The organism is Subtercola lobariae (genome assembly GCF_014640255.1).
Lineage (GTDB): Bacteria > Actinomycetota > Actinomycetes > Actinomycetales > Microbacteriaceae > Subtercola > Subtercola lobariae.
This window is the reverse complement of the sequence record NZ_BMGP01000001.1, coordinates 751,218-774,241: the sequence shown is the minus strand read 5'-3', so window position 1 is coordinate 774,241 and position 23,024 is coordinate 751,218. Positions and strand designations below refer to the sequence as shown.

Annotated in this window: 20 protein-coding genes and 2 pseudogenes; 12 read left to right on the top strand and 10 right to left on the bottom strand. The window is 66.3% G+C overall.

Going from position 1 to position 23,024, the window contains the following annotated elements:
• Nucleotides 1-2: 2 nt before the first annotated feature.
• Nucleotides 3-2,507 (bottom strand): ATP-binding cassette domain-containing protein, encoded by a 2,505-nt coding sequence (locus IEX24_RS03625; RefSeq protein ID WP_203585939.1) that lies wholly within the window; start codon nt 2,505-2,507, stop codon nt 3-5.
• A 195-nt stretch (nt 2,508-2,702) separates the two neighbouring features.
• Here IEX24_RS03625 and IEX24_RS03620 point away from each other — a divergent pair, with 195 nt between their 5' ends.
• Together IEX24_RS03620 and IEX24_RS03615 are read left to right on the top strand one after the other, a co-directional pair.
• Entirely contained in the window at nt 2,703-3,659 is a 957-nt protein-coding gene (locus tag IEX24_RS03620; protein ID WP_188673767.1) for an alpha/beta hydrolase, read from the top strand.
• Nucleotides 3,660-3,758: 99 nt separating this feature from the next.
• A complete protein-coding gene (locus IEX24_RS03615) occupies nt 3,759-5,006 on the top strand; it encodes a hypothetical protein (RefSeq protein ID WP_188673765.1) in 1,248 nt (415 codons plus the stop codon).
• An 86-nt stretch (nt 5,007-5,092) separates the two neighbouring features.
• On the opposite strand, the gene IEX24_RS03610 is transcribed toward IEX24_RS03615, so the two are convergent.
• From IEX24_RS03610 to IEX24_RS03590, 5 genes are all read right to left on the bottom strand, one after another.
• Nucleotides 5,093-5,293 carry a hypothetical protein gene (locus IEX24_RS03610; protein ID WP_188673762.1) on the bottom strand — a complete coding sequence of 67 codons (201 nt, stop codon included), beginning with the start codon at nt 5,291-5,293 and terminating at the stop codon, nt 5,093-5,095.
• Nucleotides 5,294-5,446: 153 nt separating this feature from the next.
• Nucleotides 5,447-6,439: a quinone oxidoreductase family protein gene (locus IEX24_RS03605; protein WP_188673759.1), complete on the bottom strand. Its 993-nt coding sequence runs from the start codon at nt 6,437-6,439 to the stop codon at nt 5,447-5,449.
• A gap of 62 nt (nt 6,440-6,501) precedes the next feature.
• Entirely contained in the window at nt 6,502-6,867 is a 366-nt protein-coding gene (locus IEX24_RS03600; protein ID WP_188673756.1) for a VOC family protein, read from the bottom strand.
• 68 nt (nt 6,868-6,935) lie between these two features.
• The gene (locus IEX24_RS03595) at nt 6,936-7,721 is read right to left on the bottom strand and encodes a phosphatase PAP2 family protein (protein WP_188673753.1); all 786 of its coding nucleotides are present in this window, start codon (nt 7,719-7,721) and stop codon (nt 6,936-6,938) included.
• A gap of 240 nt (nt 7,722-7,961) precedes the next feature.
• Nucleotides 7,962-8,639 carry a LuxR C-terminal-related transcriptional regulator gene (locus IEX24_RS03590; protein ID WP_443741643.1) on the bottom strand — a complete coding sequence of 226 codons (678 nt, stop codon included), beginning with the start codon at nt 8,637-8,639 and terminating at the stop codon, nt 7,962-7,964.
• A gap of 109 nt (nt 8,640-8,748) precedes the next feature.
• Between IEX24_RS03590 and IEX24_RS03585 the strand changes: the two genes are divergently transcribed.
• From IEX24_RS03585 to IEX24_RS03565, 5 genes and pseudogenes are all read left to right on the top strand, one after another.
• Nucleotides 8,749-8,913, top strand: a complete 165-nt coding sequence (locus IEX24_RS03585; protein WP_188673751.1) for a hypothetical protein — start codon at nt 8,749-8,751, stop codon at nt 8,911-8,913.
• 174 nt (nt 8,914-9,087) lie between these two features.
• Nucleotides 9,088-9,675 carry a hypothetical protein gene (locus tag IEX24_RS03580; protein ID WP_188673748.1) on the top strand — a complete coding sequence of 196 codons (588 nt, stop codon included), beginning with the start codon at nt 9,088-9,090 and terminating at the stop codon, nt 9,673-9,675.
• Nucleotide 9,676: 1 nt separating this feature from the next.
• Nucleotides 9,677-10,471, top strand: a complete 795-nt coding sequence (locus IEX24_RS03575) for a PspA/IM30 family protein (RefSeq protein WP_203585940.1) — start codon at nt 9,677-9,679, stop codon at nt 10,469-10,471.
• A gap of 370 nt (nt 10,472-10,841) precedes the next feature.
• A pseudogene (locus IEX24_RS03570) lies at nt 10,842-11,307 on the top strand (RNase H family protein); the annotation flags it as partial.
• A 364-nt stretch (nt 11,308-11,671) separates the two neighbouring features.
• On the top strand, nt 11,672-13,090 hold the full coding sequence (locus tag IEX24_RS03565; RefSeq protein WP_188673745.1) for an HNH endonuclease signature motif containing protein: 1,419 nt from the start codon (nt 11,672-11,674) through the stop codon (nt 13,088-13,090).
• 132 nt (nt 13,091-13,222) lie between these two features.
• Here the strand turns inward: IEX24_RS03565 and IEX24_RS03560 are convergent.
• A pseudogene (locus tag IEX24_RS03560) lies at nt 13,223-14,189 on the bottom strand (serine hydrolase domain-containing protein).
• 551 nt (nt 14,190-14,740) lie between these two features.
• Nucleotides 14,741-15,433, bottom strand: a complete 693-nt coding sequence (locus IEX24_RS03550; protein WP_188673736.1) for an SDR family NAD(P)-dependent oxidoreductase — start codon at nt 15,431-15,433, stop codon at nt 14,741-14,743.
• A gap of 101 nt (nt 15,434-15,534) precedes the next feature.
• Here IEX24_RS03550 and IEX24_RS03545 point away from each other — a divergent pair, with 101 nt between their 5' ends.
• On the top strand, nt 15,535-16,398 hold the full coding sequence (locus tag IEX24_RS03545) for a helix-turn-helix transcriptional regulator (protein WP_229715059.1): 864 nt from the start codon (nt 15,535-15,537) through the stop codon (nt 16,396-16,398).
• A gap of 155 nt (nt 16,399-16,553) precedes the next feature.
• Nucleotides 16,554-17,438: an LLM class flavin-dependent oxidoreductase gene (locus IEX24_RS03540; protein ID WP_188673733.1), complete on the top strand. Its 885-nt coding sequence runs from the start codon at nt 16,554-16,556 to the stop codon at nt 17,436-17,438.
• A gap of 154 nt (nt 17,439-17,592) precedes the next feature.
• Here the strand turns inward: IEX24_RS03540 and IEX24_RS03535 are convergent, their stop codons facing one another.
• Both IEX24_RS03535 and IEX24_RS03530 read right to left on the bottom strand, forming a co-directional pair.
• Nucleotides 17,593-18,945, bottom strand: coding sequence for an MFS transporter (locus tag IEX24_RS03535; RefSeq protein ID WP_229715058.1), 1,353 nt, complete (start codon nt 18,943-18,945; stop codon nt 17,593-17,595).
• Nucleotides 18,942-19,574: an ArsR/SmtB family transcription factor gene (locus IEX24_RS03530; RefSeq protein ID WP_188673730.1), complete on the bottom strand. Its 633-nt coding sequence runs from the start codon at nt 19,572-19,574 to the stop codon at nt 18,942-18,944. The genes IEX24_RS03535 and IEX24_RS03530 overlap by 4 nt, the downstream gene beginning before the upstream one ends.
• Before the next feature lie 124 nt (nt 19,575-19,698).
• On the opposite strand from IEX24_RS03530, the gene IEX24_RS03525 reads away from it, so the two are divergent.
• The 3 genes from IEX24_RS03525 to IEX24_RS03515 all read left to right on the top strand — a co-directional run bounded on the left by IEX24_RS03525 (nt 19,699) and on the right by IEX24_RS03515 (nt 22,974).
• Nucleotides 19,699-20,142: a MarR family winged helix-turn-helix transcriptional regulator gene (locus IEX24_RS03525; protein ID WP_188673727.1), complete on the top strand. Its 444-nt coding sequence runs from the start codon at nt 19,699-19,701 to the stop codon at nt 20,140-20,142.
• Nucleotides 20,139-21,404, top strand: coding sequence for an MFS transporter (locus IEX24_RS03520; protein ID WP_188673725.1), 1,266 nt, complete (start codon nt 20,139-20,141; stop codon nt 21,402-21,404). Before IEX24_RS03525 ends, IEX24_RS03520 begins: the two co-directional genes overlap by 4 nt.
• A 193-nt stretch (nt 21,405-21,597) precedes the next feature.
• Nucleotides 21,598-22,974, top strand: coding sequence for an MFS transporter (locus IEX24_RS03515; RefSeq protein ID WP_203585941.1), 1,377 nt, complete (start codon nt 21,598-21,600; stop codon nt 22,972-22,974).
• The last annotated feature ends 50 nt before the right edge of the window (nt 22,975-23,024 follow it).

Below are 23,024 nucleotides of genomic sequence, written 5' to 3'. Positions count from 1 at the left end.
AATTAGTCCGCGGCCTGCCCCACGTAGGCGGCGAGATGCTCGCCGGTCAGCGTCGAGCGCGCCGCCACGAGGTCGGCCGGCGTTCCCTCGAACACCACCTGCCCGCCGTCGTGGCCCGCGCCCGGCCCGAGGTCGATGATCCAGTCGGCGTGCGCCATCACCGCCTGGTGGTGCTCGACGACGATCACCGACTTACCGGAGTCGACGATGCGATCGAGCAGCCCGAGCAGTTGTTCCACATCGGCGAGGTGGAGGCCGGTCGTCGGTTCGTCGAGAACGTAGACCCCGCCCTTGTCGGCGAGATTCACGGCCAACTTCAGACGTTGGCGCTCGCCGCCCGAGAGGGTGGTGAGCGGCTGCCCGATTGTCAGGTAGCCGAGCCCCACGTCGGCGAGCCTCGACAGAATGGCGTGTGCCGCCGGTAAACGTGCCTCCCCCGCCGCGAAGAACTGGAGGGCATCCGTCACCGACATCGCGAGCACCTCGCTGATGTCACGTCCGCCGAAATGGTAGTCGAGCACGGAGGCGTCGAAACGCTTGCCCTCGCACTCTTCGCACGTGGTCGCGACCCCTGCCATGATGGCCAGGTCGGTGTAGATGACGCCCGCACCATTGCAGACCGGGCACGCGCCCTCGGAGTTCGAGCTGAACAGGGCCGGTTTGACGCCGTTCGCCTTGGCGAACGCCTTGCGAATCGGCTCGAGCAGACTGGTGTACGTGGCGGGGTTGCTGCGCCGCGACCCACGGATGCCGCTCTGGTCGATCGACACAATGGTGTGGTTCGCGGCATCCGGTTGCAGAGGCAACGACTGATGCACCAGCGAGCTCTTGCCCGAGCCGGCCACCCCGGTGACCACGCACAGCACCCCGAGCGGAACGTCGACGTCGACGCTATGCAAGTTGTTGGCCACCGCGCCGCGAATGCCGAGGGTGCCGGTGGGCTTTCGCACGACGGTCTTCACTCGCGAGCGGTCGTCGAAGTGCCGTCCGGTGATGGTGTCACTCGCGCGCAGGCCTTCTACGGTTCCCTCGAAGCAGATTGTGCCGCCAGCACTGCCCGCCCCGGGCCCGATGTCGACCACGTGATCGGCGATGACGATGGTCTCGGGCTTGTGCTCGACCACCAGCACCGTATTCCCTTTGTCGCGCAGGCGCAGCAGCAGTGCGTTCATGCGCTCGATGTCGTGCGGGTGCAGCCCCACGGTGGGCTCGTCGAACACGTACGTGATGTCGGTGAGCGCCGAGCCGAGGTGCCGCACCATCTTGACGCGTTGCGCCTCACCTCCAGAGAGCGTTCCCGAGGGCCGGTCGAGCGACAGGTACCCGAGGCCGATTTCGACGAACGAGGTGAGAATGGCCTGCAGCGCCGTGACGAGAGGGGCGACCGAAGAGTCGTTCACCCCGTGCATCCACTCGGCTAAGTCGCTGATCTGCATCGAGCAGGCCTGGGCGATGTTCACACCGTCGATTCGGGATGATCGTGCCGACTCACTCAGGCGCGTGCCCTCGCACTCGGGGCAGACCGCGAACACGACGGCGCGGTCGACGAAGGCGCGGATGTGCGGCTGCATCGAATCGCGGTCTTTCGAGAGCATGGAGCGTTGCACACGCACAATCAACCCCTCGTAGGTGAGGTTGATGTTGTCGACCTTCACCTTGGTGGGCTCGCGGTAGAGCAGATCGTGCATCTGTTTCTTGGTGTAGTCGCGAATGGGCTTGTCGGGGTCGAAGAAACCGGAGCCCGCGATGATGCGCACCATCCAGCCGTCGCCGGTGAAGCCGGGAACGGTGATGGCGCCCTCGTTCAACGACTTGCTCTCGTCGAAGAGCTGCGTGAGGTCGAAATCAGAGACGTTGCCGCGACCCTCGCAGCGCGGGCACATACCGCCGGTTCGGGTGAACGTCTGCTTCACGGCCTTCGTCGCCGCACCACGCTCGATGGTGATGGCGCCGCTGCCCGTGACCGAGGCGACGTTGAACGAGAACGCGTTCGGCGAGCCGATGTGCGGGTGGCCGAGGCGACTGAACAGAATGCGCAACAGAGCGTTCGCGTCTGTCGCGGTGCCCACTGTCGAGCGAGTGTCGGCGCCCATGCGCTCTTGGTCGACGATGATGGCGGTGGTCAGCCCCTCGAGCACATCGACGTCGGGCCGGCCGAGGCTGGGCATGAAGCCCTGCACGAAAGCGCTGTAGGTCTCGTTGATGAGGCGCTGCGATTCGGCGGCGATGGTTCCGAACACCAGGGAGCTTTTGCCTGAGCCCGAGACCCCGGTGAAGACGGTGAGCTGGCGCTTCGGAATCTCGACGGTGACGTCTTTGAGGTTGTTCACCCGGGCACCCTGAACGCGAATGAGGTCGTGGGTCTGGCCGAGCGGCGCTGAAGTGTCTGGGCCATCCGCGTTGTGGGCGTTGGTGTTTCGGGCGCCAGGGTTCTGAGCGGCGGCGTTGTGGGCTGCATCGTTGGGGGCGGCGGCATCGTGGGCAGCAGCGTCGATCGTCGTGGTCATGGCAGTCAGCCTAATTCGGGCACCCCCGGCGTCGCTTCTCGAATTCTGCTCGCTCGAGGCAGCGTCGACACGCGCTGCGCCAAACGTCGGGCCGCCGAGCGCCTCTTGCGCCGCCGTGTCGGTTTTCTGCGGCGGCCGCGCGCGGGAAGATTGTAAGACCACTCGCCGACGCGTGGTGAAAGAGGAGACGACGAGATGTCAACGCTAACCCGGCCGCCCTATGACCCCGAACTGAAGGCCGCCCTCGACCTCATGCCGACTCGGCCGCCGCTGTCGAATGACTCGCTGCCCACCGCTCGCACCAACCGGTTCACGCCGCCCATCGAAAAGGTGCTCGACGGTCACGAGGTGGTGGTGGTCGATCACACGGTCACCTCGTTCGACGGCAGAGAGATCATCGTCTCGACCATGCAACGTGCCGATCACGAGCGAACCGACGGGCCGGCCGTGTTCAGCATTCACGGCGGCGGAATGATTCTCGGTGACCGCTGGGTGGGCGCCGAAGCGCTGGTGAAGTGGGTCGAGACTTACGACGCCGTGGCGGCGACGGTCGAGTATCGGCTTGCCCCCGAGCATCCCGACCCCACCCCCATCGAAGACTGCTACGCGGCGCTCGTCTGGTTCGTCGAACACAGCGACGAGCTGCGGTTCGACACACGGCACCTCATGGTGGCGGGCGGCAGTGCCGGTGGTGGCCTCGCGGCCGGCACCGTGCTGCTCGCGCGCGACCGCCGCGGCCCGCAGATCGCCGCTCAGCTGCTGATGTACCCGATGCTCGACGACAGTGACACCTCGGTGTCGTCGCAGCAGTACGAAAACATCGGAATCTGGAACCGCAACGACAATCGTTTCGGGTGGGCGAGCCTGCTGGGCGACCGGGTGGGCACGGCTGAGGTGTCGATCTACGCAGCGCCGGCCAGGGCGACCGATCTGTCGGGTCTGCCGCCCGCCTACCTCGACGTGGGCAGCGCCGAAGTCTTTCGAGACGAGGTGGTGGCGTATGCCACGAAGATCTGGCACGACGGCGGTGAAGCCGAACTACACGTGTGGAACGGGGGCTTTCACGGCTACGAGATGATCGCCACCTCTGCGCTCTCGATCGTGACTCGCGCGGCCAGAGAGGCGTGGGTGCGGCGCCACCTCGGGTTCTGAGGCGAGCACTGAGCCGGTTCTGTGCCCAGGTTGGCTCCGACTTCTGGGCCGAGGTCTGCCGGCATGCTGCCGGGTGCAGAATGAGGCTGAGGAGAATCGATGAAGGAGCTCGCCGGAAAACTCACCGCCCTCGACCCCGAGGCCAGTGCAGCGCTCACCGTGATCACGTATTTCGACACCTTGCTCGACGGCCGGGTGAGCGTCGAGACGCTGCTGCGTGGTGCCGCAACGCTCTCGGGCGTCGCTGCGGGGTACCGGCGCGACGCGCGGTGGCTTCGGGTGCTGGCCGACGGTCAGCGCGGGGCGGCCGTCGAGTCGGCGTCGTACCCGGTCTACCCGGCGGGCACCGACGCCGTGGTCTGGATCGAACGCGACGGCCCGGCACACGCCAATGACCCCATGATCGGCGAGCGCCTGGCACTCGCGGTGGCGCTGACCACCACCGGGCACGCCGACGATTCCCCTCTTCGACGATCGGTCGAGGTTCTGCTGAGCGGGGCGACGGATGATCGGCAGCGCCTCGAGGCCGCCGGCCGTCTTCGTCTCGACCCCGCGGCGGCCGTTCGTGCCGTCGCACTGACGGCCGACGCCGTCGTGCGCCCGGGGCTCCCCACGGCTCTGCTCACCACGCCGTGGGGAATCGTTCGCGGCGCAATCGTGCCGGCTGACGCCGCCGATGTCGCGGAGGTCGAGGCAGACACCGTCGGTTCCGGGGCTGGCGCCGGGGCCAAAGCCACGTCCGCCGCCGCCAGGGCCGGTGTCGGTGTCGGTGTCGGTGTCAAGGCCACGTCCGCCGCCGGGGCCGGACCCGATGCAATTGTGCTAGCGGGCGGCCGTAGCGGCGCGCCCGTCACTCGCACCGCGCTCGGCCTGAGCGGCCCGGTCGCCGCGCTGCCCGACTCGTGGCGCTCTGCGGTGATCACGCTCGTTCTGGCCGACGGCACGCATCCACTCGGCACGCATCCACTCGGCGCACATCCACTCGGCGCACATCCACTCGGCGCGCATCCACTCAGCGCGCATCCACTCAGCCGGGCCGATGATCTGGGCCCCCTGCTGCACCTCGCCGAGCTGGTCGACGGTCGCTCAGAGGTGCCGCACGACGTGGTGACGCTCGACCAGCTGGTCGCGGGGTCGTGGTCGATCGAAGCACTTCAGGCGCTGGCCGACGGTGCGAGCATCCGGGCCGTCGCCAGCGCAGCGGGCCTGCACCACTCGTCGGTGCATGCGCGAATGCCCGAGCTCGCGAGTCAGCTCGGCTACGACCCGCTGTCGCCGCTCGGCCGTACGCGGCTTTATGTGGGGTTGCTGCTGAGGCGACTGGTGCACGGTCGCATCGGCGCCTGAAGCGCCTCAAGCGGGTCGGGCGAGTCGGGCGAGTGCGGCGGGTCGGGCGAGTCGGGCGCCTCTGGCGGGTCGGGCGGCCCGGCCGCTCACACCGCGGCGTACAGCTCACCGAGCGCGTGCTCGATGGTGTCGAACGTGCCGACGCGGCCCTCGTGCTCGTCGAACAGCTCGAAACCTGCGCCGCTTCGCACCACGAGCCCTGCCGATTCGTCGGTGATCTGATGCTTGATCTTCCACCGACCCTGACCGGCGTGAACGAGGTAGAAGAACTCCGAGAAGGCGAGCACGGCCCATAAGTTACGCGCGCAAAGCAAACGTGGCGTTACCAGAAGCTGCACAATTGGTAGCCTGTCGAGCTGCATCCACCGGTCGCATCCGCGGGTCGGCCGACCCGTCGTATCCACCCGTCGTATCCGCCCGTCGGCCGAACCGCATTCGACCTACAGCGCGGGGTTCACCGCCACCACGTATTTGCCCAGGGCCCTTCCCTCCGCGAGAAGATCGTGCACCGCCGCGACACCGTCGAGGTCGTCGATGATGGTCACCGCAACATCCACCTCGCCCGCCTCGAGCAGCTCGAGGGCGCGTGCGAGCGCGGCGGCTACCCGCGCTGGCGCTTCCATTCGCAGGCGACGGATGCTGAACCCCCGCACCCCCAGATTGTTCACCAGAAGCGTGCCCACGCCTGGCAACGCATCGAGCGTCTCGCCGCCCGGGTTGCCGAACAGCACGATCGTGCCGCCCGCCGCCGCGTGCGCTACGTCGAAGTCGAGATTGCCCGTTCCCGTGGGGTCGAGTATCACGTCGAATCCGCGTGAATTCAGCGCGCCGACTTGTTCGTCGAGCTGCTCGCCGCGCACCAGCGCGTGCTGCCAGCCCGCGGCGAGGGCCGCCTCGACCTTGTCGCTGCGACCGACGGTGCCGACGGTCAGCTCTGCGCCCAGCGACGCTGCGACCTGGGCGAGGGCCTGCCCGAGACCGCCGCTCGCCGAGTGCATGAGCAGCGATTCGCCGGGGCGCATCCGCACCACGTCTTCGAGGAGTAAGACCGCTGTGGCCAGCATCAGTGGGGCTGCCGCCGCCTGTTCGAGCGCAACCTCTGCTGGCACAGGCACCGTGAGTTCGGCCGGAGCAACCGCGTACTCGGCGAACCCGCCCTCGGCGACGAACGCCGCAACCCGGTCGCCCAGGGCTCTCTCGTGCACGTCGGCGCCGACCGCACGAACCACTCCGGCGATCTCGAGCCCTGCACGATACGGGTACGAACTCGCGTAGCCGGGGTCGCCGCGGCGGGCCATCACATCCATGAAGTTGATGCCGGCGTAGGCGACTTCGATGAGCACCTCGCCCGCCGCAACCTCGGGCAGCTCAGCCTCGATCACCCGCGTGGCGGAGGCGTCTGCCGCCGGTACGCTCATTTCCACCGCGCGCATGATCTCTCCGATTCTCGCCATACTCGTTGGTCCGCTACCGACCACTCTCGGTGGGCTCGCGGTCAGTCGACCGGGTTGATCAGGCAGAACGGATGCCCGGCCGGGTCGAGATACACCCGATAGGTCTCTCCGCCAGAACCGGTGGCCACCGCACCGATGGCGAGCACCTGTTGCTCACCGGCATCCAAATCGTCGACCTTGACGTCGAAGTGCAATTGCTGCGGAACCACCTGACCCGGCCACTCGGGCGCCCTGTACGAGTCGACTTTCTGAAACGCGATGAGGGGCCGAGCATCCGTCGGGCCCCCGATTTCGACCCAGTCGTCTTCGGCCGACAGCACCGTGAGGCCGAGCAGCTCGGTGTAGAAGGCGGCGAGAGCATCGGGGTCGGGGCAGTCGAGAACGACCACGTCGAGTGAGCCAATCATGACGAAAGTGTACCCACGGCTTGGCCGGCTGAGCTAGGGCTCTGGGGGCTCGCGCCACACCTGGGGCGTCACTTCTTCGAGCTCAGGTAGAGCCGGTGGCTGGTGACGACCAGGGCGAGCCAGCCTGTTCCGCTCAGCCAGCCGAACATCACGTCGGTGAGCCAGTGCGCGCCGAGCAGAACCCGCGAGAGGCCGACGCCCGTCACCACGACGCCTGCGCCGCCGATCACGGCCGCCTGCGGCAACTGCCGCTTCTGCGACAGGGCGATGAGGTAGGCGAGGGTTCCGGCGATCGTGGTGGCGTTGAGGGTGTGGCCGCTCGGAAACGAGGGCGATGTCTCGTACGGCGGTACAGCATCGCGGCGGCGCGGACGATTGCGGTGCACGATTCCCTTACCGCGAACGGTCATGATGAGCGACCCCGCGCCGGCGGCCGTCAGAAGTACGGCGGGCGAGATCTGCTTGTGGCGAGCAGAGAGGGCGGCGGCTGACGCGATGGTCATCGCGGGCATCCCGATGGGGCCGAAGACATAGGCGATACCCGCAGCCGCGGTGTCGAGAGCCGGTGAACGCAGTCGCTTGGCACGGCGGAGGGCCGGTTTGTCGAGCGAGGCGATGCCGTCACGATCGGTCACTGCGTCGTAGGTCAGCGCGGCGAGAAACGTCATAAGGGTGGCGACGGTGCCGCCCGCGATGAGCGTGACGACGAGGGTTCGGCGCGCCCCGAACCTCTCGGCGAGCTGCTGCTGCCGTTTGCGCAGACGGCGCCCCGGGGCGGAGCGCCACTCGGTGACGTCGCGGTGGCCGACGTAGCGCTGATAGTCGCCCTGCTCGTCAGAAGGTGAATCGGTCATCAGTCACTCCTTAAGACGCTGCGCGCGTGCAAAAGCATACGGGGCCGGGCTGTGCGGCGAGCTGGGCCGCGAGCCGGCGGGCATCGGGCGGCTCTGGGCGCGTCAGGCAAGTCGGGCGCGTCAGGTAAGTCAGGCAGGTCAGGCGCCTCCGGCAGGGCAGGTCAGGCGCGTCAGGCAAGTCAGGCGCCAGGCAGGTAAGGTGCGTCAGGCAGGTCAGGCGCGCCAGCCAGGTCAGGCGCGTCAGGCCGTCGACTCGCGCCAGCGCTCGATGCGACGCTGGTCGGGGGTGAAACCGTGCGCCACACCCCAGAGCACCGCCTGGGTGCGGCTGGTGACGTGAATCTTGCGGTAGATGCTCCGGATGTACGACTTCACCGTATTCGGGCTGAGATACGTGAGCGTGGCGACCTCGGCGTTGCTCTTGCCCTGCGTGATGAGCGCCAGAATCTCTGACTCGCGGTCGGTGATGCCCTCGGTACGCCCGGGCCAGTCGAGCCCGAAGGCGCTGCCGATGCGCCGCTGCGGCTCGCTGACGATGGTCTCACCGGCGTGGATCGCTTCGAGCGCACTCACCAGCTCGGCGGCGGGCAGCGTCTTCGAGAGGTAGCCGTGCACCCCGTGGCCGCGAGCGCTGTCGACGAGTTCGGGCTGAAAGTTCCAGGTGTACACCACGACGCGGCGCGCCCTCGGGTTGCGTACGAGCGCACTCACCTCTTCTTGGTCGGTCTCGGGCTGCGCGAACGAGTCGTACATGACGATGTCGACCGACTCATCGACAGCGGTGCGGGCATCGATCTCCGTCACCGTCACCCGGTCTTGATACTGGTCGAACATGCGCGCCAACCCCATCAGCACCACGTCATAGTCGTCGACGAGGGCGACAGTGATGGGGCGGGGTCGGGATGCGGTGTCGGTCACATTCGTCAAAGTACACCCCTAGGGGTGTTTACTTGCTGCCCCGGCAGTGGTGGGCTAGACACAGAACCGAATTCGGTTCGCTGTGCCCATCGCAGAAAAGGGAAAACTCATGAATATTCTTCTCGTCATCATTGCCGTCATCGCCGTTGTGCTGCTGATCACCGGCGGAATCTCCTCGTCGCTCAGCTTTCTCATCTGGGTCGGAGTCGTTCTGCTCGTCATCGCCCTCATCGTGTTTCTCGTTCGGCTGCTCACGGGCAGCCGTCGCGTCTGAGTGTCGGGGGCGCCGGCGGGCGTGGCGGGTGCCTCGGGTCTCGCCGGCGTCTGAGTCTGCGTGAGCGCCGGCGCCGGCGAATCTGCGCAAACCGTGCGAACCGGCTGCGGGGCTAACGTTCGGCGTTCGGAAAGCGTAAATTGACGGGCATCCATCTCTCGAATTGGAGCGCATATGCTCACTGGAGCGCTGATCACCTTCGCAGCCATCGTGCTGGCCGGGGCCATAGCGGTTGGCGTCACCGCGCGGGTGGTTTACCTGCGCATCAGCCGCAGTCGGGCGCTCGCGCTTTCTCTTCTGCGAGCGCGGGCATCGTTCAGCCTGGGGTCGCGGCGCAAGGTTCTGAAGCTGAGGGTGCGCCTCAATGAGACGGTGCTGAGCGGGCAGACGGCGCTTGCGCTGGCCGCGCCGGGCGCGTCTGGTTCAGCTCCGGGCGAGCTACCCGGGCTCTTCGCCCGCATCGACGCTGAAGCGGCTGTCATCGACAGACAGCTCACGTTGCTTGAGAGCGAAACGGATGCGAGGGCGCTGGGCGCGGGCATCCTCACCGCTCGGGGCAGAGTAGATCGGGTGTGCACCATGGTGACGCACTTGCGCGGCGCCGTGGCCGACGGGTTCGCCGAAGTGAACGAAGGCAGCCTTGACGCTCTCGGCCGAGAAGTCGACCGCGAGGTGGCCGCGCATTACGCGGGCGCCGAGCAGTGGCGCAGTTTCACCATGCGCGAGCACGTGCCCGGTTCTCGGGCCAAGCAGGGAGTCTGACATGAGCAACACCTCGCGAATGCGCGACATCTTTCGCAGCAAATCGTCGCGGGCGCTTGATCGCATCGAAGATCCGCGCGAAGCCCTCGACGACAGTTACAACCAGCAACTGAAGATGCTGCAGCAGGTGCGCCGCGCGCTCGCCGACGTGGCCACGGCGAAGAAGCGCATCGAGCTGCAAGGGCAGGAGATGGGCGCGCGTTACCAGAATCTCGCCGATCAGGCCCAAGAAGCGCTGAATCAGGGTCGAGAAGATCTTGCTCGCACGGCTCTCGAGCGTCGCTCGTTGCTCGAGCGGCAGGTCGTGGCGTTGCGCGATCAGTTCACCGCCGTGCAGCAGCAGCAGGCTCAGCTGCAAGACAAAGAACGCCGTCTCGCCGAGAGCGTCGAGGCGTTTCGCACCGAGAAAGAGACCATCAAGGCGCTGTACACCGCGTCTGCTGCGCAGGTGAAAGCGAACGAAGCGGTCGCGGGCATCGGTTCGCAGAACGACGACATCGGTGCAAGCCTGCAGCGGGCCAAAGATCGCGTTGCGCAGATGCAGGCGCGTGCGGCAGCCACCGACGACCTCCTGTTTACGGGGGCGCTGACCGACCTCACGGCCACCCCCGACGCCGACCTCGAGCGGCAACTGGCGGCTGGTGCTGCGGCGGCCGACGTCGAGCGCCAATTGCGCGCCATGAAGTCGGGCGAAGACCGGGCATCCGGTGCTGGCGGCGGCTCCGGGTCGGGTTCGGGTTCGGGCTCTGGTTCGCCGGACGCGTGGCTCGGCATCGCCGACGCGAGCGCCTCATAGGTACCACTGACTACGCGTCAGAGCAGCAGTCTGCTTGTGTCGCGAAGCGGGCACCGGTTGATGACGTGGGCGATCGCGCTCTCGTCGCGTAGCCAACTTTCGAGGCCATCGTCGATGTAGCCCGCCAACGAAAACAGACAGTCGTGTTCCAGCGCCCTGGAACGGTCGCCTTCAGCCTGTGCAAGCCAATCAGCAAATCGCTCCGCTCCACCATCAGCTACTGTTGAAAAATAGCCCCCGACGCAGCGCACTCACGTGTGACGGTCGGGGTTTCTCGTTAACGAGTGCTGACAAATTATATGACGTTAATTCATTAGCTTTCAGCGCGAGGCGAACCGCGATCTGCGCGAAGGCCGGTACCGTTGATGAAATGACCATCACCGCATCAGCCGACGGCTCTGCCCTCGGCAACCCCGGGCCGGCCGGCTGGGCCTGGTACATCGACGACAACACATGGTCGGCCGGCGGCTGGCCGCACGGCACCAACAACATGGGCGAGCTGAAGGCGGTACTCGAGCTGTTTCGCGCCACAGCCCACGTCGACGACGACCTGCACATTCTGTGCGACAGCCAATACGTCATCAACACGGTGACCAAATGGATGCCCGGCTGGAAGCGCAAAGGCTGGCGCAAGGGCGACGGCAAACCGGTCATGAACCTCGACCTCATCAAAGAGATCGACGACGCCATCGTGGGCCGACGCTACCGCTTCGAATGGGTCAAGGGCCACGTCGGCCACACTCTCAATGAGGCAGCGGATGCCCGTGCCCGAGCCGCCGCGGAGGCCTATGCTCGTGGTCGCGCCCCCGACACCGGGCCGGGGTACCCCAAAGCGGTCGAGCATCTCGAGGCGACCGCGCCCGCTCGCTCGTCGGCTTCGACCGGCTCGGCCGAATCGACCGCCCCGACATCCTCAAGCGCCTCAAGCACCTCAAGCACCTCAAGCGCCTCAAGCACCTCAAGCACCTCAAGCACCTCGACCGCGTCGACCGCGTCGACCGCGAGAAAGAACACGCCGCTCGCTAGCACCGCACGAACGCCTTCGCCCGCCCCGACTTCAGCGCCCGATACCCTGTTCTAGCCGTCTCGGCTTCACCGGCGGCAGCCCACTACTCCTTCACAACGTCGACCTGATCGAGGTTGTGAACAGATTGCGTGATACCTCGATCCGATGTCGGTGGCCTCTGATTGACTGGGGGCATGAATCGAGCAATACTCACACCTGATTGGGGCGATGAGGGTGAAAATCCCGAGCCTCCGTCTGAACGATCGCGCTTGCGCGAGCTGTACGCGGCGGCGGCAACCGCGGTTTTCGACGGGGAACGCGAGGCGGCGGCGGCTGCCGCTCGACAGGTTGTGCGCGTGGAACGTCTTCGGTGCGCGGCCCTAGCAATGCACTTCGCTGACCAGTCTTCTGGCGGCCCGAAATGGTCACCAGAAGCCGTTACGCAACGCACCGTGGTGACCGAGCTCGCCGTCGGCGCGCATCTCAGCGAAATCGACGCGAGGCGAAAGGTCGACACCGCGATGGGTCTCTGTGGCGACTTCGTGAATACACTGAGCGCGCTGTCAGACGGCCAGATCTCCTATCGACATGCCGAGAAGATCGTGCAGCATGGTCTCCGCCTTCCACGCGAGTGCGTGCTCGACTTTGAAGACCGAATTCTGCCGACCGCAAAGCGGGTGAGCGTGCAACGTCTCGACCGCGAAGCCCGTGGCGCGGCCGAAGATGCACAGGCCGTCACCGCGGTTCAACGGCATCTCGACGCGACGGCTGAACGCTATCTCGCCCTCGAACCGGCGGCAGACGGAATGGCATACCTGACCTGGTACCTCCCCGCCGTCGAAGCCGTCGCAATCTACACTCGCGCCACCGAACTCGGTCGTTCGCTGAAGAACAGCGGCGACCCGCGCACGCTCACTCAGCTTCGAGGCGACGCACTCGCAGACCTCACCCTGAACGGCGAAACGTCGATTCCCGGTGCAACCCGCGGTATCCGCCCGCACGTGAGAGTTACCGTGCCAGCGCTGGCTCTGCTCCGACGCCCGAACGAGTCTGCTGTCTTCGACGGTGGAGCAGCGAATCTCGAGGGGTATGGCCCCATCGATGACCTCACTGCACGCGAACTGGCCCGCGACGCACCGGGGTTCTACCGAATTCTTACCGACCCCGCCACGGGCATCGCCCTCAACTACGGCCGGCAACGGTACAAACCGCCGGCCGACCTCGACGAACTCATTCGCACAGCCCGCGCCGAATGCAGTTTTCCGCTGGCGTGCACTCCATCGGCCACCGCCGACCTCGACCACACCAAGGCTTTCGGCGAGGGTCACGAAACCGAATTCCACAATCTCAGCCCCCTCTGCCGCAGCCATCACAAGGTGAAACACCACACCGAATGGAGAATCGAACAGCACCCTGGCCACGGCGGTATGGCAGGCTCCATCACCTGGACTTCACCTGCCGGCTTCGCCTACACCGTTGAGCCCACCCCGGTAACGAAACCGATTCCGCAATTCACCGCCGCCCCACCGGCGGGGCCAGGTTCACCGAACGAGCAACCGAGATCGATCGAAACTCTCGACACCGACCCGGGAGGAGCCAGTGCGCCGTTCTGAGTGCGACGCCACCCCGAGGCCGAGGGTGTCACTGCGGATACGGCTGCAGAGCCAGAAGTGGCTTCCGCGCCGACTCTTGCCGCACGTTCAGATCGTGTCAGCCACCGCGCTTCCCGTCGATTCGGTTGAAGGTCAGCCCTTCAGCGCCGCGAGGGCGGCTGGCGCGAGATCGACAAGACCGGGGTACCCGGGAGCTGTTCCCGCCGGGTCGATGTCGTTCAGAATGACGATGGAGAGCTGTGCGTCAGGGCAGTACGCCGCGACACCGTTCGACCCCGGAATCGACCCCGCATGCCCGAGGCAGGTGCCGACGCCCGGCACCGCCCACGTTGCGAGACCCGCACCTTCGCCAAGCTGCACCGGGGTCAGACCCGCTTTGCCGTAGGCGCCGCTGTAATAAGCCGACGAGAGCGGCGTCAGGGTCTGCATCACCTGCTTGTGGGCGGCGTCGAGCACGTCGCCGGCAACGAGCGCGCGAATCCAGACCGCCTGATCTCTGGCCGAGCTGACCATACCGCCGGCAGACCAGGCACCGGTCCACTGTGGCGAGGGTCTTGTCGCGGTGGGTGTCGACGGTTTACCCAGGCAGTCACTGCCATTGCCCGCGCCGCAGGTCAGGTCGTAGCCCGCGAGTGCGTCGGGGCCCGTACCGTAGCCGTCGAGGTAGGTGCTCGTCAAGCCGAGGGCATCGATGAACCGAGCCCGAATGAGCGCGTCGTAAGGCTCACCCGCCGCTAGTTCGGCGATGCGGCCGAGAATGATGTACCCCGCGTTCAGGTACTGATATTCGGTTCCGGGTTCGGCGATCGGGGTCTGGGCGAACGCTTTCATGTTCGAGCAGCATCAGAACGGTGATCTTCGAGCCGTTCGGTGCGGAGGGAAACCACTTGTCGATCGTGTCGCTGAGCGCCAGCACGTGTTCTTCATCGAGTTGCATGATAAGCGCCGCCGTGAACAGTTTCGTCATGCTGCCGATGTGAAACGTGTCGGAGGCGTCGACGGGCGTCGAACCGAGCACGGCATCTCCATTGGCCACCGCGACGACCGGGCTGTCACCCACCGACGCGGCCAGCACCGTGCCGGGTACCGAGAAGCTCATCGAACTGGCCTCGAACGAGGTGCGCCAGGTCTGAATCGGCCCGGGCATCGTGGAGGCGAACGCTGCGTCTGCGGCTGACATGGCGGGGGCGCCCGCAGCCAGCGACCCCGGCGGCGGCGACGACCCACCCGCGCCAGTGGCGCAACCGCTGAGCGTCAGCGCGAGCGTGATGACCGCTGCAACGCATCCGACGAAAGCTGAGCGCCGACGGGGCCCGAGCGCCGCCCCACGGCGACCCCGCCATCGCGATAACGCGAGACTCATTCGCTCATTTCGAGCGCCGCACTAGGCACGATGCCGCCCATCCTCGGAGCCGCCGCATGGCCATCGAAAGGTACTAGGCCCGTCGAGGCAAGAAAGCCGGTCATAGCGCCCCCATCACCCCCCACTTACCCTCGTGCGTCAGCCCATACTGGCATATTGACAGAAGTCAGATCAGCATCGCGTACGCGGTGGAGACAGAAAAGCCCCCGTTTCAGGAATTTCGCCGTGTGCGTCGGTGGGCACGCACGGTGCCGGCCGGCACAAGCCAATGCGTACGGCCCCCGCGACTAGAACGGAGCAACACCGTCGCGGTTGATGAACGTACCCGTAGGCCCTTCGCCACCACGGGTAGCCAACTCGACGATGGCGTCGGTTCCTTCGGTGACGGTCTGCGTGCCGTTGTTGTGGTTGAAATCGGTCGCCGTGTAACCCGGGTCGGCAGCATTGACGCGCATCTCCGGCAGCGCCTTTGCGTACTGAACGGTGAGCATGGTGACAGCCGACTTCGAGGCCTGATAGAGCGGCGCCACAATGGTCGACTCGATGTGGTGGGGGTCGTGCACAAAGCCGAACGAACCCATGCCGCTCGTCACATTGACGATGGTGGGGGCAGCGGATGCCCGAAGAAGTGGCACGAACGCCGTGGTCATGCGCACAATGCTCACCACGTTGGTGTCGAAGACTGCCGTCGCCTGCTCTGCGGTGAGCTCGGTGGGCGGCGTGAAGGGGCCCGAGATTCCGGCGTTGTTGATCAGTACATCGATGCCGCCGTTGGCCGCGACGACCGCCGCCGCAGCCGCGACGGAGGCGTCGTTCGTGACGTCGAGCTGAACGAACATGCCACCGAGCGACTCGGCCGCGCTGCGGCCGCGCGATTCGTCTCGGGCGGCCATCCATACCGTGTGACCCGCTTCGATGAGTCGGCGGGCGGTTTCGTAGCCGAGGCCCTTGTTGGCCCCGGTGATGAGTGTTGTTGTCATGGTTCGAGTCTGCGCGCCTGTGGCACAGATGTCGTGGCCCGGCTCAGCATGTGGAATGGCGGTACCACCCATTGTGCGATCGGCGCTGGCAGACTGGAGGAATGGAAATGCAGGCGCATGGCGACCTCGGCGCGCTGCTGCGGTCGTGGCGCGATCGGCTGTCGCCAGTCGATGTGGGCTATCCGGCCGGTATCGCGCGGCGGGCGACCGGGTTGCGCCGCGAAGAACTCGCAGCGCTGGCGGGGCTCAGTGTCGACTACGTGGTGCGGCTGGAGCAGGGCAGGGCTCGCCGGCCATCCGCTCAAGTAGCCGCATCGCTCGCCCGAGCGCTTCAGCTGAGCGATACCGAGCGCGACCACCTCTACGTGCTCGCCGGGCTGTTGCCGCCGTCGCCGCGCGAGGTACCGGCGCACATTCCGCCGGGGGTGGGTCGGCTGATCACACGGCTCGGCGAGATTCCGTTGGCCGTGTTCACTGCCTCGTGGGATCTCATCACGTGCAGCCCACTCTGGGCGGCCCTGCTCGGCGAACCCGTGCAGCCTGCCGTGGGTCGGCCCAACCTCATCAGGTCGCTGTTCACCGATGCGGCGCTGCACAGCGGCGAGGGGTACATCGTCAGTCGCTCGGGCAGCATCGAAGCGTTCGGCGCGTCGCTCGTGGCCGACCTCCGCCGCGTGCACGGGCAGTATCCCGATGATCGCGGAGTGAATGCTCTGGTCGACGAGCTCCTCGTGGCCAGCGAACCGTTTCGCGAACTCTGGCAGAGCGGAGCGGTCGGCGAACACCAATCCGAGCGCAAGGTGGTGCGCAACGACATCGTGGGAGACGTCGAGCTCGACTGCGACGTTTTCAGTGTGGCCGGCACCGATCTGCGCATCGTCGCGTACACGGCAGCCACGGGTTCTCCGGCGGCGGCGAAGCTCGACTTCTTACGCGTGTCTGCGATCGCGGCCGTGCGGGCCTGACCCAGAGGCTGGCCGGGGGCTGGCCGGGGGCTGGCCGAAGGACTTGATAAGCGGAACCATGTTCCGTATGATCGATAGTGGATCGCGGTTCCGTTTCGTTCGATGATACGTCTCCGAGCCCGCCTCCGTCGAGCTTCGAAAGGACGATCGCCGTTATGCCCACCAGTTCTCACCTCAGTTTCGGAATCGCAACTGCCCCTCAACAGGTCGACTATGCAGATCTGCAGCGCATCTGGCGCGAAGCAGACGCCATCACCGAAATCGAACACGCCTGGCTCTTCGACCACCTGTTGCCCATCGGCGGTGACCCGAACGGCCCCATTTTCGAAGGCTGGAGCCTGCTCTCGGCGCTCGCCGCCCAAACCGAACGGCTGCGGCTGGGGCTGCTCGTGACGAGCAACCGGTTTCGACCCCCGGCGGTGCTGGCCAAGATCGCCACCACCGTCGACATCGTGTCGGGCGGTCGGCTCGATTTCGGCATCGGTGCGGGTTCGCGCCCCGACGTTCCAACCGCTCGGCGCGAATACCTCGCCCACGGGTTACCCTACGACGACTTCTCGCACGCAGTCGGCAATCTCGATGAGGCGCTGACGGTCATCCGTCGGCTGTGGACAGAGGATGCCCCCTTCGACTTCGACGGCACGTATCTGCACCTCGCCGGTGCTTTCGGCAACCCGAAACCGGTGCAGCGACCCTACCCGCCCATCATGATCGGCGGGCGATCTACTGCCGTGTTGCGCGTGGTGGCGAAACACGCCGACCTCTGGAACATTCCGGGCGGCAACCTCGTCGACGCGACCGAACGAAGTGCTCTGCTCGACCGCTACTGCGCCGAAATCGGCCGCGACCCCGAGGCCATCACGCGCTCGATGCACCTTTCGGTGTCGTACGAGCAGCCCGCGAGAGTTCGTGACACCATCGCGGCGGCTGCGGATGCCGGTTTCACGCACTTCGTTCTGGGTCTGCCCGCGCCGCATCCCACCGGCGTCGCCCGCTGGGTCGCCGACGAGGTCATCGCAGACTTCGTCACGACGTCGTAAGGGCGCCGGGATCGCCAGGTAAGCCGCGCGTTGTAGCTGCTGCCCCGCCACCCGCCGCCCCGGCACCCGATGCCCCGCGACCCGATGCCCCCGCCGCCCCGCCACCCGCTGGCCCGCCGGGTGCGACCATCGCGAATGGCGTCCGGCGGTGCGGTTAGCCGAGACTCGCGGCTTGCCACTGCAGCTCGCGACGACGGGCGGGTAGGTACAGAAACACCCCGAGCACGCTGAAAGCACCCGCGACGACGAGCGCGAGGCCCGGCGACGTCGCGCCGGCGAGCGGAGTCAGCACCAGCAGGCCGAGGCTGTACGCGCCCCCACTCACCATCGAATTCATCGAGAGCACAAGCGCGCGGTTGGCCGGCGTGGCCTCGCGGTGCAGCAGGGCGCTGTGCATCGGCCCGGCCGAACCGTGCGAGAGGTACGCGAGCCCGTAGCCGATGAGCAGACCCACCGGCCCGGCGGCCACGCCCATGGCCACCACGAAGAGTCCGTTGAGCACCCGCGCCGCCATTGCCGTGCGCGCGACTCCAAACCGCGTGCTGACCACCGCGGCCAGCATCGCTCCCGCAGCGAACAGCGCCCAGGCCGCCGCATCGGCCGGGCCGAACACCGCGGCCGCAGCATCTTCGCCGCCCAGCTGATCGGCCAGCTGCACCGGAGTCAACGTCTCGAACGCGATCATCGCCACACTCCAGAACACCTCCACCAGAACGAGGCAGAGCAGCACGGGCGACCCGCGTAACGCCCGCACGCCGAGCAGAATCGTGCGGGGTGCTCGGCGCAGGGCATCCGTCACCGAACCCAGACCTCTCGTCGATCGAGGCCGCCTCGACCGCCTCTGCGGCTCCTTCACGAGCACCCCGAGCAAAACGGTATGGGCCGCATAGAGAACCATCGTCACCGCAAAGGGCAGCGCGAGCGCCGACCACTCCCCGAATGGATGCCACGCCACCACCACTCCGCCGAGCAGAGCACCCGAGGCGATCGCGGCGCCGAGGGTGACGGATGCCCGGCTCAACCCGCGCTCGATCGAATGCCGCTCCTCTGAATTGTTCTCGTTTGGTGCATGGGCCGCGTCGACGTGCATCGCATCGACGTACCACGCCTCGAGCGGGCCCGAGTCGAGCGCCCGAAAAACGCCTTGCAGAATCATGGCGAGCGCGAACATCCAGAACTGCTGCGCGAACAGAATCAGCCCAGTGGATGCCACGGCGATGACCCCAGATACGATGAGCAGGGGCCGGCGGCCGAGCACGTCAGCGAGTCCGCCCGTCGGCAGCTCGAGCACCAAGACCACGAACCCCTGAATCGAGAGCAGCAGCCCGACCTGAGCGAGCGTGAATCCGCGTTCGAGCGGAAGCAGAACGGTGAGCCCGAACACGAGCCCCACCGGAAACCAGCGGGTGGCCGTCAGCAGCAGAAACCGATGTTCGGCTTGCGCACTGGTGAGCGCGACAGCACGCTCGGACGCTCCGGCCGGAGCCGTCATCGAGGGCGGCGTCATGGCGCGTCACCGCCGACCGGCTGCTCGCCGGGCACAGGCTCGAGGTCGACCGGGCTCTGGAACGTGTGCACGTGCACGCGTTTGGCGCGGGGGTCGCCGGCCCCGAGCATCCGGTACCGTTCGAACAACGCGTCGAGATCGAGTTTCAGTTGCGCGGCCTGCTCGGGGTTGACGAGCACGAACGTGTCGTTCAGCCCGAAGACATCGACCCATTCGGCAGGCCACGAGTCGGCGACGTCGAGCCACTGCTCGGCGCGCGACGCGAACTGGCGCACATAGTCGCGCTGCAACCAGCCGAGCGCGGTGCGGGCGTCTTCGGTCTCGCTGAAGTCCGAATTCTGCCACGAGTGGTAGTCGCTCGACGCCCGCCACAGCCGCCGCTTGCCCGCGCCTTCGCCCGTGTCGGTCACCAATCCCACCGACTCGAGGGCGCGCAGGTGGTAGCTCGTTGCACCCGTGTTCGTCGACAGGATGCCCGCCAGCTCGGTCGCGGTGAGCGGGCCATCGACGCGCAATCGCCCGAGAATGCGCGAACGCAGCGGATGCGCGAGTACCCGCACGGCCCGCTCGTCGAGGCGGATGCCGCTATAGCCGTCAGAGGTAGTCGCGGGTTCGATTGCGTCGGTCATGGTTCGACTCTGCCATGCACACTTTCTGTGCACAATAGTTCTGCATAATAATTCTGCACAAATTCTCCACGAACTCATCGGCCGCCGATTTCCATTAAGCCACTTAATGAAGTAGCCTAACGATATGACCGAATCCGAGACCAACGAGCCGTCACCCGACGACATCGGCCCCGAGGTGCGCCGCGCGGTCGGCCGCATCTACCGCCGGGTGCGCTCAGAGATGCACGACGAACAGCTCGGCGACACGGCCGTATCGGTGCTCGCCTACCTCGTGAAGCACGGCCCGCAGACGCCCGGCCTGCTGAGCGAACTCGAACGCGTCACTCCCCCGGCCATGAACCAGACCATCAACATCTTGCAGACCGAAGGTCTGGTCACCCGCGCCCCCGACCCGAGCGACGGCCGCAAGGTGCTCGTCGCCGCCACCGACCAGGGCATCACCCGCGCGGCCGAGCTCCGAACGGCCAAACACGTCTGGCTGAACTCCCGGCTCGATCAGCTCTCGCCCGCCGAACGCCGAGTGCTCGTCGAAGCCGCGCGCATCTTGAACGAAATCGCCGGGTCGTGAGCGGCGGCACCTTCCGGTCGCTCAGCATTCGCAATTACCGCATCTGGGCATCCGGCGCCATCGTCTCGAACGTGGGCACGTGGATGCAGCGTGCCGCCCAAGACTGGATCGTGCTGGTTCAGCTCACCGACCACAACGCCACCGCCGTGGGCATTGTGCTCGCGTTTCAGTTCGCTCCCCAAGTGCTGCTGCTGCCGTTCACCGGGCTCGCCGCCGATCGCTTCGACCGCCGCAAGCTGCTCATCGCCACCCAAACAGCCATGGGCGCGCTCTCGCTCGCCCTGGGCATCCTCACCGTCACGAATGAGATCACGCTCTGGCAGGTCTACATCTTCGCCTTCGTGTTCGGCTCGGCGGCCGCCTTCGACTCCCCCGCCCGCCAGACCTTCGTCTCGCAACTCGTTGCCGGCACGCATCTCTCGAACGCCGTAGCGCTCAACTCGACGTCATTCAACATCGCACGGATGATCGGCCCGGCCCTCGCCGGCATTCTCATCGCCCTCGTGGGCACCGGCTGGGTATTCATCATCAACGCGGCGAGCTACTCGCTGGTACTCATCTCGCTCTTCGCGATTCGGGTCTCTGAGTTGCACAGCTTCGAGCGGCGGCCGAAGAAGCCGAGCGACTTCGTCGATGGCTTTCGCTATGTGCTCACCAGGCCCGATCTCAAGGTGATGCTGCTGATGTTCTTTCTCGTCGGCACCTTCGGCGCGAACTTTCAGATCTTTCTGCCCACCATGTCGGTGTCGGTGTTCAACGTCGGCCCGGCGGCTTATGGCGCGCTCAGCACCTTCATGGCCATCGGCTCGGTCGCCGGCGCCCTCCTGTCAGCCCGGCGCGAGCATCCGCGCATCACGCTGCTGCTGATCTCGACCGCAGCCTTCGGTGTGGCTCTCGGGTTCGGCGCCATCGCCCCGACCTATCTCTGGTTCGCGATTGCGCTCGTCATCGTCGGAATCGCCACCCTCACTTTCACGACGACCACCCAGAGCCTCGTGCAGCTCTCGACCGAACAAGCCATGCGCGGGCGCGTCGTTGCCATCATGCTGGCCGTGGGTCTGGGCGGAACCCCCATCGGCGCACCGCTCGTGGGCCTCGTGGTCGACGCCTTCGGGCCGCGGTGGGGAGTCGCGGTGGGTGCGGCCTCGGGTTTCGCCGCGTTCGGAGTGTGCGCGTACTACCTGATTCGTTATCGACGATTGCGCAATACTCTTGATTTGAATACGGATTCACCCTACAGTGTGGGTAGTAGTCGGCGGTGAAACCCGCGCACGCGCTCGAACAGAGCACGGGCACGGGTCGCATCTCCTCCCCCCACCTGCGGTATGCAGGCGGCGCGACCAAAGAGGGTCGCCGCCGATGTCGAAGATGATGTGTGGCGAGACGTACACAGCAGACTAGGCACCGGCGCCACAGCCGCCGCACGCATTCCGCACTCAACGAAAGGGTGCCCGAATGTCAATTCGCGAGTCCATCGACAAAGCTCCCATGAGCCGATACCAACTCTTGGTGATCTCCATCAGTCTTCTCATCGTTCTGATCGAGGGTTACGACCTTCTGCTCATGGCCTTCTCTGCCTCCGCGGTCGCCGCTGACTGGAAGCTGAACGCAACCGCAATCGGCTTACTGCTCAGCGCCGTGGGCATCGGAATGGTCTTCGGGTCATTGCTCATCGCTCCACTGGCCGACCGCATCGGCCGGCGCCGCATGACCCTTCTCGGCCTCGGCATCGTGACCGTCTCGATGGCGGCCTCAGCCCTGACCATGAACTCCACGCAGCTCGGCATCACCCGTGTGATCACGGGGCTCGGCATCGGCGGCCTCGTCGCCAGCGTGCCGGTTGTCATCTCTGAGTTCTCTCCCCTGCGCCGCCGGGCCACCTGGGTCGCCATCGGCACCGCAGGCCTGCCCATCGGCGGCGTGGTCGGTGGCTTCGTAGCCTCGATCGTGCTCGGCAGTTTCGGCTGGCGCGCGAGCTTCGTCGTCGGCGTCGTGCTCACGCTCATCGTGTTCGTTCTGGTGCTGGCAGCGATGCCCGAATCCATCGACTTTCTCTTGGCCAAACGCCCCAAGAACGCCGTAGAGACCATCAACCGCACGCTGCGCAGAATGAAGCTCGAGACCGTTTCGACCCTGCCGCAACCGCAGCCTCGCGTACCGAACGAGTTCATCACGGGGCTCTTCAAGGCCGGTAACGGCCGAAAGACGGCGCTCATCTCGTTCGCCTTCTTCGTCATGATGGCGGCGTTCTACTTTGCGAACGGATGGACGCCGCGTCTGCTGCTCCAGGCCGGGATGACAGCTCAGCAGAGCATCGGTGCCGGCGTTCTGCTGAACCTCGGTGGCGCGGCAGCGGCCATCGGCTTCGGGTTGTTCGCCCTGAAATACAAGAAGAAGATTCTGACCATCATCTCGTTCGCCGGCGCAACCGTGGCCTTCGTTTTGATGGGTATCTCATTCGGCAGCCTGGGTTGGACTCTGTTTCTCGCCCTCGCAGTGGGCATGTTCATCCAGGCCTGCGCAACGGGGCTCTTCACCATCTCACCCGAGCTCTTTCCCACCTCGGTGCGCACCGCGGGCGTGGGCTTCGCGGTGACCTTGGGCCGCATCGGCGCCATCATCTCGCCGATTCTGGCCGGTGTGCTGATCGATGGTGGATGGTCGGCACCGTCGCTGTATCTGCTGTTCGCCGTGCCGCTGATTCTCGGTGGGCTCGCCATTGTGGCGCTGAAGTTGCCGAAGCGGCCGGCCCTCGTGGTGGGCGCTGACGACGCCGAACTTGCGCCCGACGTACAGAGCTCGACTGCTTCGGTTCGCGCCGCTACGAGCTGATCACGAGCGTCGCTCAGCACGGCTGAGCCGACACAGATGGGCCCGGGTGC

What these genes read in the sequence shown, in the direction of transcription:
- IEX24_RS03625 (WP_203585939.1), bottom strand. Translation starts at nt 2,507, where the DNA reads ATGACCACGACGATCGACGCTGCTGCCCACGATGCCGCCGCCCCCAAC.
- IEX24_RS03620 (WP_188673767.1), top strand. Translation starts at nt 2,703, where the DNA reads ATGTCAACGCTAACCCGGCCGCCCTATGACCCCGAACTGAAGGCCGCC.
- IEX24_RS03615 (WP_188673765.1), top strand. Translation starts at nt 3,759, where the DNA reads ATGAAGGAGCTCGCCGGAAAACTCACCGCCCTCGACCCCGAGGCCAGT.
- IEX24_RS03605 (WP_188673759.1), bottom strand. Translation starts at nt 6,439, where the DNA reads ATGCGCGCGGTGGAAATGAGCGTACCGGCGGCAGACGCCTCCGCCACG.
- IEX24_RS03600 (WP_188673756.1), bottom strand. Translation starts at nt 6,867, where the DNA reads ATGATTGGCTCACTCGACGTGGTCGTTCTCGACTGCCCCGACCCCGAT.
- IEX24_RS03595 (WP_188673753.1), bottom strand. Translation starts at nt 7,721, where the DNA reads ATGACCGATTCACCTTCTGACGAGCAGGGCGACTATCAGCGCTACGTC.
- IEX24_RS03585 (WP_188673751.1), top strand. Translation starts at nt 8,749, where the DNA reads ATGAATATTCTTCTCGTCATCATTGCCGTCATCGCCGTTGTGCTGCTG.
- IEX24_RS03580 (WP_188673748.1), top strand. Translation starts at nt 9,088, where the DNA reads ATGCTCACTGGAGCGCTGATCACCTTCGCAGCCATCGTGCTGGCCGGG.
- IEX24_RS03575 (WP_203585940.1), top strand. Translation starts at nt 9,677, where the DNA reads ATGAGCAACACCTCGCGAATGCGCGACATCTTTCGCAGCAAATCGTCG.
- IEX24_RS03565 (WP_188673745.1), top strand. Translation starts at nt 11,672, where the DNA reads ATGAATCGAGCAATACTCACACCTGATTGGGGCGATGAGGGTGAAAAT.
- IEX24_RS03550 (WP_188673736.1), bottom strand. Translation starts at nt 15,433, where the DNA reads ATGACAACAACACTCATCACCGGGGCCAACAAGGGCCTCGGCTACGAA.
- IEX24_RS03545 (WP_229715059.1), top strand. Translation starts at nt 15,535, where the DNA reads ATGGAAATGCAGGCGCATGGCGACCTCGGCGCGCTGCTGCGGTCGTGG.
- IEX24_RS03540 (WP_188673733.1), top strand. Translation starts at nt 16,554, where the DNA reads ATGCCCACCAGTTCTCACCTCAGTTTCGGAATCGCAACTGCCCCTCAA.
- IEX24_RS03535 (WP_229715058.1), bottom strand. Translation starts at nt 18,945, where the DNA reads ATGACGCCGCCCTCGATGACGGCTCCGGCCGGAGCGTCCGAGCGTGCT.
- IEX24_RS03530 (WP_188673730.1), bottom strand. Translation starts at nt 19,574, where the DNA reads ATGACCGACGCAATCGAACCCGCGACTACCTCTGACGGCTATAGCGGC.
- IEX24_RS03525 (WP_188673727.1), top strand. Translation starts at nt 19,699, where the DNA reads ATGACCGAATCCGAGACCAACGAGCCGTCACCCGACGACATCGGCCCC.
- IEX24_RS03515 (WP_203585941.1), top strand. Translation starts at nt 21,598, where the DNA reads ATGTCAATTCGCGAGTCCATCGACAAAGCTCCCATGAGCCGATACCAA.